This is a genomic window from Natrinema sp. 1APR25-10V2 (assembly GCF_031626495.1).
Classification (GTDB): Archaea; Halobacteriota; Halobacteria; order Halobacteriales; family Natrialbaceae; genus Natrinema.
In genome coordinates this window covers 157,438-177,681 of record NZ_JAMQOJ010000001.1, presented here as the reverse complement: position 1 = coordinate 177,681, position 20,244 = coordinate 157,438, and the positions used below count along the sequence as shown (strand labels likewise).

19 protein-coding genes and 2 tRNA genes are annotated in these 20,244 nt (G+C 58.9%); 12 read left to right on the top strand and 9 right to left on the bottom strand.

The window, feature by feature from the left end:
• Position 1: 1 nt before the first annotated feature.
• Positions 2–1,945: an ABC transporter ATP-binding protein gene (locus NDO75_RS00905; protein WP_310904209.1), complete on the bottom strand. Its 1,944-nt coding sequence runs from the start codon at positions 1,943–1,945 to the stop codon at positions 2–4.
• Positions 1,946–1,982: 37 nt separating this feature from the next.
• Positions 1,983–2,591 carry a DUF192 domain-containing protein gene (locus NDO75_RS00900; protein ID WP_310904208.1) on the bottom strand — a complete coding sequence of 203 codons (609 nt, stop codon included), beginning with the start codon at positions 2,589–2,591 and terminating at the stop codon, positions 1,983–1,985.
• A gap of 62 nt (positions 2,592–2,653) precedes the next feature.
• On the opposite strand from NDO75_RS00900, the gene NDO75_RS00895 reads away from it, so the two are divergent.
• Positions 2,654–2,727 (top strand) — tRNA-Val (locus NDO75_RS00895).
• Positions 2,728–3,139: 412 nt separating this feature from the next.
• Here NDO75_RS00895 and NDO75_RS00890 read toward each other — a convergent pair.
• Positions 3,140–3,586: a hypothetical protein gene (locus NDO75_RS00890; RefSeq protein ID WP_310904207.1), complete on the bottom strand. Its 447-nt coding sequence runs from the start codon at positions 3,584–3,586 to the stop codon at positions 3,140–3,142.
• 265 nt (positions 3,587–3,851) lie between these two features.
• Here NDO75_RS00890 and NDO75_RS00885 point away from each other — a divergent pair.
• Positions 3,852–3,925 (top strand) — tRNA-Phe (locus tag NDO75_RS00885).
• A gap of 305 nt (positions 3,926–4,230) precedes the next feature.
• On the top strand, positions 4,231–4,998 hold the full coding sequence (locus NDO75_RS00880) for an SDR family oxidoreductase (RefSeq protein ID WP_310904206.1): 768 nt from the start codon (positions 4,231–4,233) through the stop codon (positions 4,996–4,998).
• Positions 4,999–5,555: 557 nt separating this feature from the next.
• Here NDO75_RS00880 and NDO75_RS00875 read toward each other — a convergent pair.
• Both NDO75_RS00875 and NDO75_RS00870 read right to left on the bottom strand, forming a co-directional pair.
• Positions 5,556–6,290: an NAD-binding protein gene (locus tag NDO75_RS00875; protein WP_310904205.1), complete on the bottom strand. Its 735-nt coding sequence runs from the start codon at positions 6,288–6,290 to the stop codon at positions 5,556–5,558.
• Between the two features lie 208 nt (positions 6,291–6,498).
• On the bottom strand, positions 6,499–6,789 hold the full coding sequence (locus tag NDO75_RS00870; RefSeq protein WP_310904203.1) for a zinc ribbon domain-containing protein: 291 nt from the start codon (positions 6,787–6,789) through the stop codon (positions 6,499–6,501).
• Between the two features lie 273 nt (positions 6,790–7,062).
• Here NDO75_RS00870 and NDO75_RS00865 point away from each other — a divergent pair, with 273 nt between their 5' ends.
• Positions 7,063–7,923: an aldo/keto reductase gene (locus tag NDO75_RS00865; protein WP_310904201.1), complete on the top strand. Its 861-nt coding sequence runs from the start codon at positions 7,063–7,065 to the stop codon at positions 7,921–7,923.
• Positions 7,924–7,944: 21 nt separating this feature from the next.
• On the opposite strand, the gene NDO75_RS00860 is transcribed toward NDO75_RS00865, so the two are convergent.
• Positions 7,945–9,234 carry a hypothetical protein gene (locus tag NDO75_RS00860; RefSeq protein WP_310904200.1) on the bottom strand — a complete coding sequence of 430 codons (1,290 nt, stop codon included), beginning with the start codon at positions 9,232–9,234 and terminating at the stop codon, positions 7,945–7,947.
• A 164-nt stretch (positions 9,235–9,398) separates the two neighbouring features.
• On the opposite strand from NDO75_RS00860, the gene NDO75_RS00855 reads away from it, so the two are divergent.
• Positions 9,399–10,247, top strand: a complete 849-nt coding sequence (locus NDO75_RS00855; RefSeq protein ID WP_310904199.1) for an alpha/beta hydrolase — start codon at positions 9,399–9,401, stop codon at positions 10,245–10,247.
• Between the two features lie 71 nt (positions 10,248–10,318).
• Here the strand turns inward: NDO75_RS00855 and NDO75_RS00850 are convergent, their stop codons facing one another.
• Positions 10,319–11,392: a hypothetical protein gene (locus tag NDO75_RS00850; protein ID WP_310904198.1), complete on the bottom strand. Its 1,074-nt coding sequence runs from the start codon at positions 11,390–11,392 to the stop codon at positions 10,319–10,321.
• Positions 11,393–12,927: 1,535 nt separating this feature from the next.
• Between NDO75_RS00850 and NDO75_RS00845 the strand changes: the two genes are divergently transcribed.
• The 3 genes from NDO75_RS00845 (at position 12,928) to NDO75_RS00835 (ending at position 15,607) form a co-directional block, all read left to right on the top strand.
• Entirely contained in the window at positions 12,928–13,746 is an 819-nt protein-coding gene (locus NDO75_RS00845) for a helix-turn-helix domain-containing protein (protein ID WP_310904197.1), read from the top strand.
• Positions 13,747–14,571: 825 nt separating this feature from the next.
• Positions 14,572–15,066, top strand: a complete 495-nt coding sequence (locus NDO75_RS00840) for an Lrp/AsnC family transcriptional regulator (RefSeq protein WP_310904196.1) — start codon at positions 14,572–14,574, stop codon at positions 15,064–15,066.
• A gap of 175 nt (positions 15,067–15,241) precedes the next feature.
• Complete coding sequence (locus tag NDO75_RS00835; RefSeq protein WP_310904195.1) at positions 15,242–15,607, top strand: hypothetical protein; 366 nt, start codon at positions 15,242–15,244, stop codon at positions 15,605–15,607.
• Positions 15,608–16,259: 652 nt separating this feature from the next.
• Here the strand turns inward: NDO75_RS00835 and NDO75_RS00830 are convergent.
• Positions 16,260–16,655: a CopG family ribbon-helix-helix protein gene (locus tag NDO75_RS00830; RefSeq protein WP_310904193.1), complete on the bottom strand. Its 396-nt coding sequence runs from the start codon at positions 16,653–16,655 to the stop codon at positions 16,260–16,262.
• Positions 16,656–16,758: 103 nt separating this feature from the next.
• Between NDO75_RS00830 and NDO75_RS00825 the strand changes: the two genes are divergently transcribed.
• The 4 genes from NDO75_RS00825 (at position 16,759) to NDO75_RS00810 (ending at position 19,790) form a co-directional block, all read left to right on the top strand.
• Positions 16,759–17,550 carry a hypothetical protein gene (locus NDO75_RS00825; protein ID WP_310905152.1) on the top strand — a complete coding sequence of 264 codons (792 nt, stop codon included), beginning with the start codon at positions 16,759–16,761 and terminating at the stop codon, positions 17,548–17,550.
• A 341-nt stretch (positions 17,551–17,891) separates the two neighbouring features.
• Entirely contained in the window at positions 17,892–18,566 is a 675-nt protein-coding gene (locus NDO75_RS00820; RefSeq protein WP_310905151.1) for a helix-turn-helix domain-containing protein, read from the top strand.
• Between the two features lie 90 nt (positions 18,567–18,656).
• Positions 18,657–19,016, top strand: a complete 360-nt coding sequence (locus tag NDO75_RS00815) for a hypothetical protein (RefSeq protein ID WP_310904192.1) — start codon at positions 18,657–18,659, stop codon at positions 19,014–19,016.
• 414 nt (positions 19,017–19,430) lie between these two features.
• Positions 19,431–19,790 carry a hypothetical protein gene (locus tag NDO75_RS00810; RefSeq protein WP_310904191.1) on the top strand — a complete coding sequence of 120 codons (360 nt, stop codon included), beginning with the start codon at positions 19,431–19,433 and terminating at the stop codon, positions 19,788–19,790.
• Between the two features lie 10 nt (positions 19,791–19,800).
• Here the strand turns inward: NDO75_RS00810 and NDO75_RS00805 are convergent, their stop codons facing one another.
• Positions 19,801–20,052 carry a HalOD1 output domain-containing protein gene (locus NDO75_RS00805; RefSeq protein WP_310904190.1) on the bottom strand — a complete coding sequence of 84 codons (252 nt, stop codon included), beginning with the start codon at positions 20,050–20,052 and terminating at the stop codon, positions 19,801–19,803.
• Between the last annotated feature and the right edge of the window lie 192 nt (positions 20,053–20,244).

Below are 20,244 nucleotides of genomic sequence, written 5' to 3'. Positions count from 1 at the left end.
CTCAGTCGTCGTCGCCGCCGACTTCCGTCCGCGCCTGCCGGCGCTGGGCTCGTTCGATGAATTCCTGTGGCAGTTCGTCGATCTCGCCGGCCTGCACGCCCCAGAGGTGCGAGTAGAGTCCGTCGTTTTCCAGTAGTTCCTCGTGGGTTCCGCGCTCGACGACCTCGCCGCCCTCGAGGACGAGGACCAGATCGGCGTCCTTGATCGTCGAGAGCCGGTGGGCGATGGCGAACGTGGTCCGGTCCGCGGCGAGGTCGTCGATCGAGCGCTGGATGAGCATCTCCGTCTCTGTGTCCACGTCACTGGTCGCCTCGTCGAGCAGGAGGATGTCGGGATCCCGCAGGATCGCGCGAGCGATCGAGATCCGCTGGCGCTGGCCGCCCGAGAGCTTGACGCCGCGCTCGCCGACCTCGGTGTCGTAGCCCTCGGGCAGGTTCTGGATGAACTCGTGGGCCTCGGCCATCTTCGCGGCCTCGATCACGTCCTCGCGGTCGGCGTCGAAGGTCCCGTAGGTGATGTTCTCCGCGACGCTGCCGTAGAAGAGGAACGTGTCCTGACTGACGTACCCCAGCGACTCGCGCAGGCTCTGGAGCGTGACGTGCTGGATGTCCTGTCCGTCGATACGGATCGCCCCCTCGTCGACGTCGTACATCCGCAAGAGGAGTTTGAGGACCGTCGACTTGCCGGCCCCGGTCGGGCCGACCAGAGCGACCGTCTCGCCGCCGTCGACGGTGACGTCGACGTTCCGGATGATCGGTTCGTCTTCGTCGTAGCCGAACGAGACGTCGTCGTATTCGACGCTCCCTTCGGTGACCTCGAGGTCGGGCGCGTCCGGGTCCTCGCCGACCCGGTTCGGCTGGTCCATCAGGCCGAAAATGCGGGCGCTCGAGGCGCGGGCGCGCTGGTACATATTGATTATCTGTCCGAACTGGGCCATCGGCCAGATGAACCGCTGCGTGTAGAGAATGAAGACGACGAACATCCCGGTGCTCAATTCGCCCGAGAACGGGCCCGGCGGACCGCCGATGACCCAGAGCCCGCCGACGAGGAAGGTGATGACGAAGCCGATTCCGGCGAGGACGCGCAGACCGGGGAAGAACTTGATCCGGGTGCGGATCGCCCCCCAGTTCGCGTCGAAGTACTCCTGTGAGACGTCTTCGACCCGGTCGGACTCGTAGGACTCGGTCGTACTGGACTTGATGACCTGGATGCCGCCGAGGTTGTTCTCGAGCCGGGAGTTGACCTTGCCGACGGTCGAGCGCACGGCGGCGTATTTGGGCTGGATCGTCTTGATGAAAAAGTACGTGAAGAGGGCGATCAGCGGTACCGGCAGCAAGGCGACCAGTGCCAGCTGCCAGTTGATCGCCACCAACAGGCCGCCGATCCCGAGCACCATCACGAGCAGCCTGAACATGGAGTTCATCCCGTCGTTGAGGAACTTCTCGAGGCGGTTGACGTCGTTCGAGAGGATCGACATCATCTCGCCGGTCTGCTTGTCGGCGAAGAATCCCATGTGCAGCCGCTGCATCTCATCGTACGTGTCGGTCCGGACGTCGTGCTGGACGTTCTGCGCGAACGTGTTGAATCCCCAGTTGCGGGTCCAGTGGAAGATCGCCGAGAGTGAAAACGCGCTCGCGATGATCCCGATGGTCAGCCAGAACTGGCCCATCCGCGCCTCGGGGACGTACGGCGCGATCAGGCCTCCACCGATCGGAAAGGCCTCGACGTAGCCGATCTCCTGTCGGATGACGGCGTCGATCGCGACCCCCAGCATCAATGCCGGGAGCAGGTCGAGAATCCGGGCGGCGATGCTCGCGATCACGCCGAGGGTCGCCGCGCCCAGATAGTTCGACCCGTACTCGAGGAACAGGCGCTTCATCGGATTCTCGACCTCCTCGCGCTGCTCCTCGAACGGATCGTCCTCGTCCAACTCGGCGCTACTCATTGCCCGGGGCTCAGGGGTCGCCGGCAATAAGAATTACCTACGAATCGAAATAGGTCGCGCGACCGGCGACGGATTCGGACGGGGGAGCGGCCGTTGCGACGCCTTCGGACGAGAGGCTCGCACCCGTTTCGGCGACGATCGTCTGGTTCGACTCGAGGTCGATCTCGACGTGGTCGCCGACCTCGATCCCCGTCTCGTTCGTGTAGCCGCGCGGGACTTCGAGGACCCACTTCCCACGACCGGGGTATTTGAGATCGTTCCCGTCCTCGTTGGGATCGGGCGCGCGGGCGTGATGGATCGACGTGATCTCGTGGTCGGCACCGATGTAGATGATGTCGATCGGGAAGTCCATCTCCCGCATCACGAACGTCCGCTCCCCCTCTTGCTCGAAGACGAACAGCATCCCGTTGCCCGACTCGAGCGATTCGTGGTTGCTCAGCCCGGTGTAGCGTTCCTGCCGGGAGTCAGCAATTTCGACGTCGATGACGGCCTTGGGATCGTCGTCGGACTCGTTGTCGACGACGCGAGCAGTCCCGTCGTCGGGTCCCCACGGAGGCGACACGAATCCGGCCTGTACGAGGACGACGCCGCCGAGTCCGACGATCGCAATGACGAGAAGAGACTTCCATACGCGCTCGAGTGCCATGCATGATTCCTCCATCGCGAGAAGGTAAAGGTTATTCGGACGGGGGCACTCCAGCCGAATGCGGGCTCGTGGTCTAGCTGGTCATGACGCGGCCTTTACAAGGCCGAGGTCGGTGGTTCGAACCCGCCCGAGCCCATTTCTGGGACGAACGATAGCGAGTCACAGAAATGTACACGAGGACGGGTTCTAATCAGGGAGCAGTTTTGCTGCGACCGTGGTTCGAACCCGCCCGAGCCCATTTCTGCTGTCGCGAACATTACGTGAGCGACAGCGATGTGACGAGAGGGCGGTTCGAGCTACGGAACGAGCGAGCGCACGCGAGCGACGTTTAGGTGGTTCGAACCCGCCCGAGCCCGCTCCTGCTGTCGCGGCCGCGTTTCCCTCCCCATGTACACGGTCGATACGCGATCTCGAGCCAGAGAGGCAACTCGAGGGGCTAACCGAGCGCCACTGGCGGGAACTGAAACAACCGCAATTCGGATCCTCGAGCCCGACAGTTCGGACTAATCAAACACTATGCGCGGTCTTCGTTTCGAGGCCGGTCGTAGTCACTGCTTGAGTCGTGCGACGTTTTCCCGAATCTGGCCGAGCAGACCGTCGCCCGGTTCCGTCTGGAGGGCAGCGTGGAGCGTCGAGTTCTCCGGCTCGTCCTTGACGACGATCCGGAGATACGGCTCGAGCTGGTCGAAGTTGTCCGCGAGGACGACGGTATGGTTGTCCTCGTCGTGGTCGACGACGCCGGCGTCGTCCAGCTTCGGGACGTGACACTGGACCGAAGAGACGTAGACGCTCTTGTACTCGTTTTTCGCGACCTCGTCCGGCGGGACGTCGTGTTCCCAGCCGGCGACTGTCTCGGCGAGCGTCGACAGTTCGATCGGATCTTCCTGTCCACGGAGTGCATAGAGCAGGTAGCGCCGCCGCCTGTTGGCCAGTAACTCGAGGATCGTATCAGCTGACAGCTCTTGGGCTGCCTGGCTCGAGGTAAGAGCTTCCATAACACGATATTACCCCCCAGGGCGCAAAAGGGTGTCTTGAATATCCGATAATCTAACAGACAGGCAGTAATCGTCGGCGGGCACTACCGTATTCGGTGTATAATACGTTGTTCGCGTATCTTACGTGAGAAGACGTGACGGTATGCACGCTGTTACTCGTCACGGGGTGACCAGGTCGAACCGACGATGGAATTCCTGTAAGGGGACGGGAACGACGATTCCGATTCGAAATCCTTTTTTATATCATGGGCGGAGAGGGGAGTAGGCCGCCTTAGCTCAGACTGGGAGAGCACTCGACTGAAGATCGAGCTGTCCCCGGTTCAAATCCGGGAGGCGGCACTTCTCGCGGCGAACAACTTCGTGAGCCGCGAGTGTGCGATCCGAGCGGATTTGAACTAGACCGAGGTGCTGCGAGCGAAGCGAGCAGGTTCTCGGGCGTAGTTCACAATCCGGGAGGCGGCATTTTCCTGCGAACAACGTGAGTAGTGACATCGCTCGCGTTCGCTTTGAACTCGGCCAGGGGCGCAGCATCGCGAGTTCGTTCGACTACCGTTCGCACTCTGAGAGGTGCTGTGACCTGAACTCGACGGTCGGGACCGTCGAGACCAGCACCCCTAAATCCGCACTGTTACCTACTGGTTGCTATGACTGACACAGGATTTGACCTGGAGGGCAAACGCGCCCTCGTCACTGGCGCCAGTTCCGGTATCGGGAAAGCGACCGCGTTCGAACTCGCGAAGAAGGGCGTCCGCGTCGCGCTCGCGGCCCGTCGCACGGAACGATTGCGGGCCCTCGCGGACCGACTGCGGGCAGAGTACGGTTCGGACGCGCTCGTCGTCACGACAGACGTCACCGACCCGGACGCTGTGGCGGAGATGGTCGCAGAGACCGTCGACGTGTTCGACGGCTTGGACCTCGTTGTCAACAACGCGGGCATCCTTCGGCGCGCGGACCGCCTCGAAGAGATGCCGATCGAGGAGTACCAGTCCATGCGCGCCGTCAACATCGACGGGATGTTCTACACCGCCCGGGCGGCCCTGCCACACCTCCGCGAGAGCAACGGTACGATCGTTTTCGTCGGGAGCGATTCCGCGAAACACCCCGACCCGCGGTTGGCGACGTACGCAGCGACGAAGTGGTGGACCCGTGGGTTCGCCCTGAGTCTCGAAGCCCGAGAGGGGGAAAACGGCGTGGGAGTCTCCGTCGTGAACCCGGGGGATACCCTGACCGACATCACCGTCGACGGAGAACCGTTCTCGGCGGTGGCTGACCCGGGGGACGTTCTGGCCGCCGAAGAGGTTGCGCGTGCGATCGCGTTCGCGGCGGGTCAGGAACCATCGTCGACGGTGGCGGAACTCGACCTCTACGACAGGGACCTCACCGCAGAGGTCTACCACGGTATTGACGACTGAGACGGCTCGCCCAGGGGATTTGCGTTGGCCCCGCCGCCAGTACTGGACCGCGCCCCGGTCGACGTCGAGGCCTTCGACGTTCTCACACCACCGGATGAAGTACTCGAGACGGGAGTGATCACGTCGAGAGTTGGTTGTGATACCTCGCGCTTGCGCGCATCGGCGTACATTTCCTGTTGCTCGATGGGCGAGATGGGTTCGAGCGTTTCTTCGTCATTTGTTGACTCCGAAACGCAAACGAAGCACGAAACCGCACGACGGCACAGTATTTTCGCGGTGTGTTTCCCGGTTCAAATTCGGGAGGCGGCATATTTTGAGACTGCGACGAAGTGGGTAGCCGGGGAAACGACGCCGAACGGTTTCGAGACTGTCAGACGCGCGTAACGAAATGAGTGCGCCTGACTTCGGTTCAAAACCGAGAGACGACAGTTCTGCTGCGAGTAAACTCGAGACAGCAGACAGCCATCCGATCGGATCTGAATCGGGGAAGAGCTTCGCTTCCATCCGGTACGGAGACCCGTCGAGATTTCTTGTGGCCTGTGAGGCTGTCCGTGGGATCAGAGCCATTCACTGACGGTATCGCCGCTGAGGACTTCGGGAATGACGACCTCGTCAGCACCGGCGCGCCGAGCGACGGACTCGTACATTTCGTCGCCAACGCGGACGATCACCTGCAGGTTCGGCGAGAATTGACTCATCGTGATAGCGATTTGGATGTTCGTGTTCGAGTCGTCGATGGCTCCGACGATAGCCGCCGCCGCCGCGACGTTAGCGCGCTCGAGGACGTCCTCGCGGCGAGCGTCACCACGGATGGCGAGCGTCTCGTCACCGATGCGGTCGAATTCGGCTTGGTCGAATTCGATCACCACGACGTCGTGGCCGTCCTCACGTAGTTGCGCGGCGAGGGTGCGCCCGAAGATTCCGTACCCGCAGATGATGACGTGGTCCGAGAGGTCGTCGATCCGTCGTTCCGTTTGCATGTGTTTGAGTTCCTCCGTAATCTGACCGCCGAATGCCGCCGAAAGGACCGTCTCGCCGATCCAGAGGCTCGAGAGGATGACCCCGATCCGCACCGCGACCGCGAAGGCCTTCGTCGCCCGCTCGGGACCGTCATGGTCCTGAAAGTGCAACTCGACGCTCGTCAAATCGACGAGCCAAAACGTCGCCTCCATCAGCCCGACCCCCGCGAGCAGCACGTATCCGATGATTCCGACCGTTGTGACGGTCACGAGGGCGAGGATCGGCCTAATGGCGCGACCCAGAACCGGTCGATTCGACAGCGGGGTGACCATGCCTCTGTTCGTCGGCTAGTAGCACGAGAGCGATGAAATCCCTCCGGCCGAACTGGTAAGGGACTACGTCACCAGGCAGGTAATTTCCGCACGCCGTCCCGATATCCACGATCGTGACGCAAGCGTTCATTTGACCCTGAAACACACGAACAGCGAGCGAAGCGATTGGATCGTCTCGGCATGGTTCGAAATCGAGCGGATCGAGCGATCAGATCAACTCCACACAGCGCCAACAGTACGTAAACGCCGGATCGTTTGGTGCTCCGCACTGGCGGCACGTCAGTGTCGATCCCTCCGCCGTGTCCTCCTCGGGTCGGGGAGTCGACGTTCGGACGCCTGTCTCGTCGCCAGGGTCGGGGTCGTTCGCCTCGAGCCGTCGGTCGCGCCGTCGCTCGAGTCCGTCCCGGAAAATACCGCCGAGGACCGGGAGACAGACCCCTAATGCGGCGAGCAGGAGGCCGATAACGACCGCGGCGTAGATCTGTCCAGGGGAAACCACGGTGGATCTACGATCGCCGGCCAATTAGATCGTGTGCATTGGTGTCAGTCCTCATGAGTTCGCGGGCGGCCGTGATCGATCCTCGAGTACCGAAGGGTGGGGACAGAAGACCTGAGGGACCGACTGTTTCGCTGCCGGTCGGTGGCCCGTAGTCGCTCGACCAGACATCGGAAGTAACTGGCAGACCGCAACGACTGCCTGAACCGCGACCGCGAACCGGCATTTCGTTCGGGAAGCCTATCCCTCAAGAGGGATGGGGCTGTCACTACGCTCGTGAGCAGTACCTCGATCACCAACGAGAGCGACACGTTCGAGATCGGCGACAGGACCGTCCACCGGCTCGGCTTCGGTGCGATGCGACTCTGCGGCGAGGACATTATCGGCGCGCCCGACGACGAGGAGACCGCGCGCGCGGTCGTCGAACACGCCGTCGACTGTGGCGTGGATTTCATCGACACGGCCGACTCCTACGGCCCCGCCGTCAGCGAGCGGCTCATCGGCGAGGCGATCGGCGACCCCGACGACGTACTGGTCGCGACCAAGGCCGGCCTGCTGCGTAACCGCGAGGGCGACTGGATCGCTCACGGCGATCCCGACTACGTCCGGAACCAGGTCCTCACCTCGCTCGATCGGCTGCAGACCGACGCCATCGACCTCTATCAGTTCCACCGACCCGACGGGGATACGCGGTTCGAGGACTCCGTGCAAGCCTTCGCCGAGCTCCAGGACGACGGGCTCGTCGACCAGGTCGGACTCAGCAACGTCTCGGTCGACCTCATCGAGCGCGCCCGCGAGCACGTCGAGGTCGCGACCGTCCAGAACCGGTACAACCTGAACGACCGCGGCAGCCGCGAGGCCCTCGAGTACTGCGACGAGCACGACATCGGCTTCATCCCGTGGGCCCCGATCAACGGCGACGATCTGGACGCACACGGCGACCTCCTCGACGAAATTGCCGACGGTCACGACGCCACCCGGCGACAGGTCGCGCTGGCGTGGCTGCTCGAGCGCTCGGACGTGATCCTCCCGATCCCGGGCACGTCCGATCCCGACCACCTCGAGTCGAACGTCGCCGCCTCGCAGCTATCGCTTTCGGACGACGAGGTACAGCGGCTAACTAACGCGGCGGAGTAAACGCCCACGTTATCGCCGGCTTCACTGCCGTTGGCCCTCGAAACGCCCCGCTATGCGCTGGGAGAGACTCGTGAGGTAGAACGAGCCCCAGACCGCGGCGACGACGGCACCGAACCCGTCGTAGACGAGGTCGACGATCGTATCGCTGAGGCCGTACTGGGCGACGACCGCCTGCATCCCGAGCAACTGCGCGCTCTCGTCGATAGCGAACTCGAGGAGCTCCCAGAGGACGCCGAACGCGAGGACGAAGACGAGGATGAAGGCGAAGAGCATCGGCGTCGGCAGGTGGACCTCATCGGAGTGGAGGTCGATCGCCCGGACGACCGCGTAGCCCGCCGCGGCGACGATCGACGCCGAAATCGTGTGCGTCAGGCTGTCCCACTGTCCGACGACCGCGTAGAGTCCGGCCGAGCCGATCGCGTGGAGGAAAACGGCCGCCGTGAGCCAGAATACGAGCCCCGGCTCGAGCGGCAACTTCGCGTCGCGCTCGAGGACTGCGGGGAGGAACGTGATTCCCAGCGCGACGCCGGCGTTGACGACGGTGGTCAGATCCCCGCGGATCAGTCCGAACAGCAGGAGGGCAGCGAGGGCGGCCTGCATAATCTGCGAGAATTGCCTGACGAGCGCGTCGGGCGCGTCCAACCGGTCGCGAATCAGGGGTGGTACCGGATCCGGAACCGACCGGGAGTTCTGCTCGGGTTCCCGGGACGCGACCGGGGAACCGGCGACGCGCTCGGAGTACGATCGGAAGTATCGATCGAAGGTAATCCCCGCGAGCAGGCCAGCGACGGCCGCATAGGCGAAGTCGTACATCAGCATCCTGTTGGCCGCGTCCTGTGATCGATCGTTCAGGAGGTAGTCGGTCCCGACGGCTACGTCGGTGGCCCACTGGGCGACGTGCCAGCCGCCAGCGACGGCCAGCGTTACGAGAACGACTAACGCGACCGAAAAGGAATGGCTCATTTGGACCGCCGTAAAGCGATCGAGTTCGACGGTCGCCACGAGCGCGACCGCGGCGACGGCCACGTAGACGGCGATCGCGGTCAGAAACGACTGACCGAACGCCGACGCATCGGCGATCGGCAGCAAGACCAACACGAGCAGCGGCCACGGCGGCATCGCGCACGGATCCCGAAACGCGGCCGCCGGTAGCACCACGATCACGACCGCGAAGCCGGTGAGGACGAACCAGCGGTACGAGCCGACGAGTCCGTGTCCGACCGCCAGGACGACGAGAACTGCCGTGACGAGCCAGGCGAGGACCACGCTCCGCGTCGGCTCCTCGAGCAGGCCGTCGAAGCGGGCATCCATCGTGCCGTCTCACACGGCTCCCAGCGGCTAAACTCGAGGGCCTGAGTACGCCGCTGGTGCGGTCGCACGATCGAACTCTCGAACGAAGATCGCTTCTGGTGCGAACGGGCGTCCTCGATCGCCGTCTCACGAAGACTGATACATCGGCGCGCCACCATTGAGATATGGTCGCAATTGACGTCCTCGAGCACGGACGAGCCCGCGTCAACGACGTCAAACTGCACTACGTGACCGCCGGGGACGGGCCGCCGCTGGTCTTGCTCCACGGCTGGCCACAGACGTGGTACGAGTGGCGGGACGTGATTCCGGACTTAGCTGAGGAGTACACCGTCATCGCGCCCGACCTCCGTGGACTGGGTGACTCCGAGACGCCCGTCTCGGGCTACGACAAGGACACCGTCGCGACCGACGTTCGAGCGCTGGTCCACGAGCTCGGATTCGGTGACGAACCGATCGCGCTCGTCGGTCACGACTGGGGGATGCCGACGGCCTACGCGTACGCCGCCCAGTACCGCGACGAGGTGCGCGCGCTCGTCGTCCTCGAGGCCGGGCTGCCGGGCATCAACGAGGACGAGAAACGACACCTCTGGCACACCCGCTTTCACGGCGTCCGCGACCTCCCGGAGCGGCTGGTCGCCGGTCGGGAGCGGCTCTATCTCGACTGGTTCTACGGCGAGGGCGCCTACGACCCTTCCGCGATCGACGACGACGCCCGCGACGAGTACGTCCGCTGTTACTCGCAGGCCGGTGGACTGCGAGGCGGCTTCGAGTACTATCGCGCCTACGAAACCGACGCCGAGCACAACCGGGAGCATGCCGAGGAGCCGCTCGAGATCCCCGTTCTCGCGCTCGGCGGCGAGGCCTCCTTTCGCGAACTCCCTATCAAGGATATGAACGCAGTCGCCACCGACGTCGACGGCGAGGTCGTCGAGCGCGCCGGCCACTGGCTCCCCGAGGAACGGCCGGCGTACTTCGTCGATCGGGTGACGGCGTTCCTCGAGGACGAGACGTAACGGGTCGCTCGAACTTCCTGCGCCAGTTCGAAGCGGGGCGAATATAACAGGCGAGTATCCTGATCTCTCGGTCAGGCGTTTTCGAGTGCGTCGTCGGCGAACGTGGCCGACGCGGAGACGAAGGGACCGTCGAAGTTCACGGAGACGTCGGAGCCGTCCTTGCCGAGAACCGACTCGACATCGGCGCGTCCCGTCTCGTCGAGTTCGTCGAAAACGAGCGCCGTCTCCCCGGTCGCGCTCGACGATTCGGAAAACGAGAGCGACGAGACGGCCCCGTTGAGGCCGCTGAACGCCTCGAGCTGGAAACCGGAGGACGACACGCTCGAGGACTGTCCCGAGTCGGCTCCGTCGAACCCGTCCGGGCTGTAGCCGCCGAACACCATCTGTCCGTGCCCGCCGGTCGACAGCAGTCGCCGGAACGTCTCGTGTTCGTCGGCGGCGCGGGCGCGGTCGCCCTGTTCGGTCTCGATGACCCGCTCGACGGCCGTGCGGCCGGACCCCTGCACGATCACCTCGCCCGTGACGGCCAGCGTCGTCGTCGCCTGCTGATCGCCTGCGGGCTCGTAGACCGCGTATCCGCGTACGTCGGTCGTGTGTTCGAACTCGATCTCGGCGAACGAGTCCTCGGGGACGGTCGTCAACTCGCCGTCGATCTCCTCGGTCACCACGTCGCCCGACAGCACGATGGTCCCGTTGGTCACGAGCAGGTCGTCGATCGAGGTCTCGAAGCTGGTCCCGCTCGTCTGCTGATCGCCGACGAGACCGCCGAGTCCCGACCCCGACAGGCCGAACCCCGCGGCGAACGTGGCGGACAACCCGCCGGCCAGGGGGAGTCTGAGCATCGGATCCTCGATGTCCTCGAGACTATCCGAACCGCCGCTCGAGTTCTCGTCGTCGCTCTCGAGTTCGTCGAGTGCCGCCAGATCGAGGTAGCTGAACGAGACGTCGCTGTCGACGGTCGTTACCCACTTCGCGTACGCCGGCGTGTCGGTCGTCCCCGCACCGTCGCCGTTCCCCGAGCTCGAACTGTTCCCCGAGCTCGAACCGTTCCCCGAGCCGTCGCCGAGACACCCGGCCGCACCTACAGCCAGTGTCGCGCCGCCGAGTTGTAGAAATCGCCGGCGTCGAACGTCTCCTGAAACCATACGACCACGCAGGAAACCAGCTGTTATGAAAATTCCGCCTGTTTGATATGAGTGTGAGTAAGGTATTGTTTACGTCTCAGTTGGGGGAAGGAAATCGCGATGACGCCGCAGAACGTCCGGGTGCGAGAATCGAACCCGACTGCGAGATTCACTGGCGTTCGTCTCGCGTGATTCGATCTCGCTTTCCGGCCTTCTTCGTCACTACGTTCCTCAGAAGGTCCGGGTGCGAGAATCGAACCCGCGTCTCAGCCTCCACAAGCCCTCTAGAGGGCAGACTACCCAATTCTCGCGCCGGATTCCTTCTCACACCCGACCTTTCTCTGCGGAGTCGGGGATACTGGCCGCCGCAAAGGCTGTGAACCCTGTTTCCGCGTCGATAGTTGGAAAGTCCCCACGCCGTCACAAGACAAGACGTCTCGCCGCTCTACCATAAATTCCGGCGTCGATTGCCTTTTAGGGCATACGAGAATTCTTGGCTGTATAGTGGGCTCGAAGGCGGAAATAGGTAATCAGCTGGCGAAAGCCGACCCAACTCGTCTTTACGAGTTGGATAGCACTCATATTGATTCCTCACTACGATTCCCACGCCAGCGCCTACCTGACAAAACCAACAGCTCATGACGAGTTTATCACGCTGTTGGAGTCACTCGAACGATTCTGGTTTGAACAGGCACAGCTCCCCCGATTTCACAATAATTCTCCCCCTCTGCAGATGGCAGATTTGCCTGTGCTGAGTAGTTAGCCTGTGCTCACCGGTTATTCGCAACTTCTGTCTCTACTTTCTTGGATACAGTGCGGTAATTACGTGTGCGCGCTGACCATCGCTCTTTTCAGTTACTCAGTTAATCACTACAACAACGGTGTGTGAAAATGCTTACTCGTTAACCGTATAGCCGTCTACATAACGTCAGAGGGGATGGCACGTGAATGACAAAATGTTTGATGCGTTGGCCGACGTACAGCGACGCCGGTTGTTGCTCGGCTTGTTAGACCATAATCCACAGAATGTGACGGAATTGTCCAACGTTCCGTGGGATATTACCGAACAGGACAAGGATCTGATCAAGAAACACCACGTCCACTTACCCAAACTGGCCCAATATGGGTACATCGAGTGGGATCGAGAAGCCAGTATCGTAACGAAAGGGCCCCAGTTCGACGAGATTCGGCCGCTTCTCGAGTTTCTGGAGGCCAATCGGAATTAATCTCTTCACCGGATTGCTGTCGGGAGTCAGTAGTCCTCCTACTCTGGTTGACACTGGTAAATAGGAACGCTCAAAGCACCATTGCATCGGTGTCGCTATACTGTCGCCGATGAGTAGTAGATGGCGTGCCCCATCGTGGTTGGGCCGTAATAGGGCACGCCACTCTATCGGAGTACTCGGAGGCTGAAGTAGCTTGTGTGATAATCTGAGTGAAAATACTTTCCGCGGAGAACGCAGCCGAGCAGGAACGACGCAGCACAAAAAACAGGAGCCTTTTCCCTCTACGGACGGTAATAGTCTCGTTCGAATCGTCGGACGCGTGGTTGGGCCATGACACAAGACACGACTATCAGCGAAGCGGCGAGTTTGTTGCAAGATCTTGGGCTGCAAGAGTACGAGGCACGGTGCTTTCTGGCGTTGACACAACTTCCCAGCGGGACAGCCAAGGAAATCCACGAACTCTCCGAGGTACCACGGACGCGAGTCTACGACGCCCTCCGCGTGCTGGAATCACAGGGGCTGGCTGAAGTTCAGCACTCGAGCCCACAGCAGTACCGCGCTGTCAGTATCGCCGAGGCCACCCGTACGCTCCAACAGAAGTACACCGATCGGATCGAGACGCTCGAAACCCATCTCGAGACAATCGAGCTTCGCGATGCCGAGTCGGGTAACGACCGAGTTCAGGAAGTGTGGTCGTTGGCCGGCAACGACGCGATCAATTCCCGGACGTTCGACCTCATTGACGACGCAGAGTCAGAGATCGCACTGCTCGTCGTGGACGAATCGCTCCTGTCGGAGACGTTTTTCGAGCGTCTCCACGACGCTGTGGAACGGAATCTCTCGATCGTTCTTGGCGGCCAAACGGAGCAGATCAGATCTCGACTCGGAACGGAACTTCCGAATATCACCACGTTCGAGACCGGATTAGATTGGCTCACCGGTCAATGGGCCGACCACGAAATGGCTATCAGCCGGATTCTGCTCGTTGACCGGGAGACGCTATTGATCGGCTCGTATCACCCGGACGCCGTCGACGGCATGGGGAGTGAACAGGCAATCTACGCCACCGGTCTCGAAAACGGAGTCGTCGTCCTTCTTCGCCGACTGATCTCGTCGGGGCTAGTATCCACCAACGATCCGGGGAAGTGAGTCTCGGTCAATTCCCGGAACTCACTCAGAGGCGACTGTCACTTCGTTTCCGCTGACCCGAACCAGATAGTCACCGAAGCGAAATGATATGGCAATCTGACCATCACGGTTCAAATATAACGAAATTAAACCTACATCAGAGTGACTCGCTGAGCATCATAGAAAGTGTCAAAATTTAAGTGACCTATCGGTAGGGTCTTCACCTGCCAATTCATCACTCAGGATACCATTTCTGATCACAACTTGTGCATTTGAGTTCGACATTCGTTTCTGGCCCAAGTAGCATACTGGAATTTTCCATCCCACAATTAGGGCAAATAGTGCTCTCCATAGTCACTTGCTGACCCTCAATCGGGAAAAGTTAACACGCTGCACAAGTACCGTGTGAGAAAATGGGTTACAAAGCAGGTGACGGTAACGACATGCCCTTTACTGACCAGAAAGTGTGCATGCAAACTAAGCAGTTGGTAAAAGAAGAGTATGGTTAGCAGTAGTAGACCCAGAATGTATGTTTATTCTGACATTCAATCTTAGTGTGATCACCGAACGCAGCGACGGACAGGCTGGCTTTCAATTCTACGTCTTGTTCTGGGACGCGTACGCTACTGTTCTCTCCGCATCGCGGACACGCAACCTCTCGAGTTTGTGGTACTTGCATCAGTACTGATCACGTACTATACGTCACGGGTGGTAATGAACAACCCCCGCCCCCAGTTGATAGATTCGTAGCACTACATGGGATGCTATTATCGCTGTTGAGGCGATACTACTGAGAGATGTGACTTACGCCGTGAACCTTTGAGTGTGGCTCTCGGAGAAACTGGTATGGTGGAACTAGATAACGTGGATAGAGGTATCCTGCATGAACTGCAGCTCGATGCGCGGAATCGAACGGCTCAAGAGATCGCCGATAAAGTCGATGTGTCTGCCAGTACCGTACGGAATCGGATCGCGGAACTCGAAGCGGACGGGATTATCGAAGGCTATCACCCAAAACTCGACTACGAGAGGGCGAGTCTCCCACTCCAAGTCCTATTCGTCTGTTCAGCACCGCCGACGGAACGGTCAGAGATGGTCGAACAAATACTCGACATCCGTGGGGTTGTGGACGTTCGGGAAACATTGACTGGCCATCGCAACCTGTACGTCGAAGCCGTCGGGACTGATACCACAGATACTGTCCGCATCACCGACGCGATGCATAATATCGGCCTCTCAATAGAGAGTTCAGAAATCCTGCGCCAACGCCGGGTGCAGCCGTTCAACCATTTTTTCTTCACCGATCCATACAGTGAAGGGGATAACGATCAAGACGAGTGACCGCTTATTGTGGTCGCCCGGAAGGTGGGGAATCCACAATCATACTGGCTGTGGTTACGGGAGCCACACCGGCAACTGTGGCAGACGCAAATGTCGGGGCGAGAACTACGGAATGTCGCATAGGCAATATATTTGCCAGACAACACTTATCCCCGCCAATGCACTCCGGTGAGACATGGAAGATCGAGTCTCGGAAACAGATTTGGCGGAGTTCGACGCAGGCGGCGATCAGCAAGACAAGCTCTTTGACGTATTGTCCAATCAACGCCGCCGAGTTTTGCTCCACTCACTGCAGGCCAGCCAACTGCCAGTTTCCGTGGGGAAATTAGCAACGAAACTCGCAACGTGGGAAGCCCAACAGCCACTTTCTGACCGATCAGGGGACGATAGAACTACTATCGAAATGACTCTTGTACACAATCACCTTCCAAAGATGGCCGAAGCAGAACTCATCACATACGACAATACAGAGCAAAGAGTTGCACTTGCGAACCAGACTGATAATGTCTGGGTACATCTTCAGACGATGACGAGCAGCTAATGCTGGAGAGTAACTATGAATTCCATTGCTAAGTGGATAGTATCCATTCGGAGGAAGTTCCAGCGTCTTGAGGACGGAGGGGAAACAATAGACGATTCAGTGACACCGCAGCAAGATACACAACGGTCGTCGTTGTTTCGTTGCCCAGACTGTGAAACGGTCTATATTGCTACTGACAAAAACATCTGTTCAGCCTGCGAGACGACCGTCAATCGAGTTCCAGCGCCGACTGAAGCAGAATAGCTCTGTACTGAATGTTACACCGAACGCGTGGGAAGTGATGATGGGGACAGTAGTATCATCAATGCGCTTAACCGGGTTTGTTGATTCGTGGACTCCCGATCAGCACTAGATCCTCACCACATCAACCAAATATCGGACAGGAAAACTGAATTTTCGACCTCGATACCTCGGAAGGTATAGGGAATTATCTTCGAAGTCATCAAGCCATTCCTATACCTCGCCGTGGACGCAACGTGACTGCTCATACATCTTGGACAGTACAGGTCTGCCCGGGTTACGAGCCGTAGTCCACTATTGTCCGTCGTCCGTGGCGATGGTGCCGACACGCGTGTTTATTCAAAGTGAAGATTGAGTCAAGTGCAGGTGAAGAACATAGCGAGTGTACCTCTTAGAGGATTCTGTCAGTTCGTCACTCCTCGTCATCCCGAATGACCATCACCTTGACCCGGTTGACGCCATCAAAGTCGCGGAGTCGGTAGGTGAGGTTACGTACCCGCTCGGCTGGGCCCCGACAAAATAGTGATTCGAGGCACCACTCTCCTTGGTGCGTATGACTCGTGTTGAGGATCACGTCTTGATATTCGTGTTGGACTGCGTGGAGTTCCTGTATCACCTCGTGGTGGCGATAATCGAACGCGATGAGCGCAACGATCTCCCCGCTTGTCGCTTCGAGCCGGGTATGTGACTCGATGTACTCCAGCATCGCTTCTCTGACTGCCCGTGACCTATTTTCGAGACCCTGTTCTTGCCAGACCCGGTCAAACTCTTCGACCACGTCGTCAGGGATGTTGAAACTCGTTCGCATAGATACTGGCTCGTCGTGGCTCTACAAGAGGGTCTCGTATGACGATGTACCTGTTTCGGTATTAACAACCGTTATCCACGTTGGTAGCAGATTCTTGGTCAGGATGTTACACGGCGAAGCACTCGGTCTCCTCCTCGGGGCAGTTGCCCTTGGCGCCGTTCACGGCATCGAACCGGGTCACGGGTGGCCCGTTGCTGCCTCGTACGCCCTCGACCAGACGAACAAGTGGGCGTACGGGTTCGCCGCGAGTCTCATCATCGGCGTCGGCCACCTTATCAGTAGTATCGCGATGGTGGGAGTGTTCTTCTACGCGAAAGACTACTTCAACCTCACGCAGGTCAACGAACCGATGACGATACTCGACGGCATCCAGATCGGAGGGCCAGTCAGTCTCGTGGCGGGCGTCCTGCTCATCGCGCTCGGTGTCCGGGAGTACTCCCACGGACATTCCCACGCCAGTCACGATACTGACCATCACGGCCACGACCACCACCACTCGGACGAGCATTCCAGCCATTCGCACGACGACGGGTTGATTACCCGCCTGAAAGGCATCGTTCCCTTCGTCGGTGTCGATTCTCACTCACACGATGACCCTAAAGAGGCCGCTGACCGTGGCCTCCTCGGGATCGCGTGGTTCGCGTTCGTTCTCGGATTCGCCCACGAGGAGGAGTTCGAGATTATCGCACTCTGTGCCGGGTCAAACCACTGCCTCGAACTGATGAGTGCGTACGCCATCACCGTCATCGTGGGTATCGTTGGACTGACGATGCTGTTGATTGCAGGCTACCAGCACTCCGAGGAGAAAGTCGAGCAGTACACGCCGTACCTCCCAGCGTTTTCAGCGGCTGTCCTCATCATCATGGGTGTTGGTTTCATCATCGGAATCTTTTGACTTGCCTTCTTCAATTCGCAGTCTGTAGTGACCGATCGGAGCGTCTCCCTATCTAAGTAGGGAATCAAGAAAAGACGACTGTTGACTGTAGAAAGGATATGAAAGCGGCAGAAGATACGGATCGAATCGTGGCTGTCTGTACCACTTGCCGGTCACCATATGCTGCTCGCCTCTGGCCAGATGGCGAAATACGCCTAATTGGAACGGGAGACCGGTGTCCATGTGGAGAATTTGATCTTCAGCCACTTCGGTGATAAGTATAGGTGATTGACTTGCCACTATATCCGGATAGCTCAGGTATTTCGACTGCGACTTATTATGCATGCCCACCAATTGACGGCATGAGCATTATCGCCGAATTTTCCGTCAAATCGGATGATCTCGCGCTGAACCACACACTCACAGCGGCCCCAGAGATGGTCATCGAGATCGAGCAAGTAGTGGCGACGATGGAAGATCGGATCATGCCGTATTTCTGGGTGAGTGGTGGTAATCACGCGGAGTTCGAAGCGGCGTTTCAGGACGACGAATCCGTAACGAACGTGACCGGTATCGACGAAGTAGAAGGGGCGAAATTGTACCGCGGCGAGTGGACGGAAAACGTCGAGACCATCATCTATGCATATGTCGAACTCGGGGCGACGCTCATACAAGCAATCGGCAAAGCCCAAGACTGGGAACTACGGATGCGATTCGACAGTCAGGACTCCCTCTCGGAATTTCAAGAGTACTGTGAGAAGAACGGTATTTCGTACGAACTCAAGTCGATCAAAGAACAGGAACAGCCGATGGCGAGTGCCCAGTACGATCTCACACCGAAGCAACGCGAGACGCTGGTCACTGCGCTCGAAGCAGGCTACTACGAGGCTCCTCGAGCGGTGACAATGCGTGAACTGGCGGATCAAATGGGAATCGCCCAACAGACACTCTCGAACCGATTTCGCGCTGCACACAACAATCTCATTACCAGTACGTTGACGATCAGCCATCCAGATGAGGACGAGAATGAGGAATAATTCCCCAGTGACGGACTGTCTGGACTTCACTGCTCGAATTAGTACTATACAGCACTTCTCCTCTTAGGTAGAGAGGCGTTTTCTTCTTTCGTGGTTGGGTCAATTACTGAGTTCGACACGGTTCTCCGACTGTGTCAAGAGCAGCACCGTCGTATCATCCTCGCAACACTCGCGCACGAGAAGCGGTCGGTAACGGTAACCGATCTCACGAAGACGATCCTCAAACACAATCATCACACACCTCCCGCAGAGGTTCCCGAAGAAGAAGCGAAACAGATTCGGCTGGCGCTGCACCACGTCCATCTCCCGAAGTTGGCGGATCACTCGCTCGTCAACTACGATCAGGAACAGCAACTGGTGGAACCGACTCCCCAGTTCGATCAGTTAGAGCCCCAGCTCTCAACCATCATTGATGCTGATCCCGATCTGGAAACACCAATTGCACTGTAAGACCGGTCAGAATCGCCCTTTAAACAAGCGGGACTTTGATGATTTCAGTATTCTGCAGCACGTAGACGACGGTCTGTATGCAGTCTGTAGCGACCGATCGGATCGTGGCCCTACCCAAGTAAGGGTGAAGGAAAGTCAACTGCTGACTGCAGAAAGGATATGAAATCAGTAGAGGACACGAATCGAATTATAGCTGGTTGTACTACTTGTCGGTCACCATACGCCGCTCGCCTCTGGCCAGATGGCAAAATATGTTTAATTGAACAGGTGACCGGTGTCCGTGTGGGGGGCCTGAATTTCGGCTCCATCGGTGATCAGCAGAGGCCAGAGCTTATTCATCCTCTTCCGAAATGATACCTCTGCTCTTGCTGTTTCCAACCCCACGTTTATAGAATCCCGTGGTGTATGTTAACTATGGGTGAGAAAGCGGACGAAGGAAATGCATCAGCTGAACTTTCACTGAATGCAATCCTTGACGTTCTCAGTCATCATCACCGACGGACACTATTCCGTTGGGTGCGGGATCAGCCTGACCAGCGTGCCGATTCCCAAGCCCTAATCGACCATCTGATTCAACAAGAACGCAAACGACTGGGGAAAACACCGAACCCTGACCACGTTCAAGCCGCACTCTACCATATTCATCTGCCGAAACTGACTGAGACAGAGCTGATCACGCACGATGAGGCTGTTCAGGAGTACCAGTATCACCCAAATGAGCGGCTAGAGAAATGGCTTGATTTGATTGACGCCGAACACGAGTCTGAGTGGTGATAAGGGTCAGTTATTCGGTGTTCTCGGTTGCTACAACGTTTCCGTCGGCATCGATTTCGACGAAACATCCATAGATCTCAAGTTGAACCGAGGTAGAGACGGTCGTACTCTCAATGAATCGCTCTAGAGCAACAGGGTCAAACGAATAGGCCAATGGAGGGAGTTCCTGAATATCTTCACCGCGAGCAGCCGCTACTGCGGTGACGATCTCCAATGTAAGGTCATGTCGTTGTGGAGATGATCCCTCAGAGGGAGATGCCATCTGGCCACAAGCATGTGGACACCTCTGATAGATCTATCACCCGCTAATACAGGCAGGGGTTCACAGTCTATACTCATCACTCGTTAAGCAGAACATCTGAACCTTCTACGGCTATGGGAGTATTCACCCTGCTTTTAGTGAGTTGGGGCACAGTCACTCATCTGCGTAGAAAGTTGAACTGATGTCCGTCAG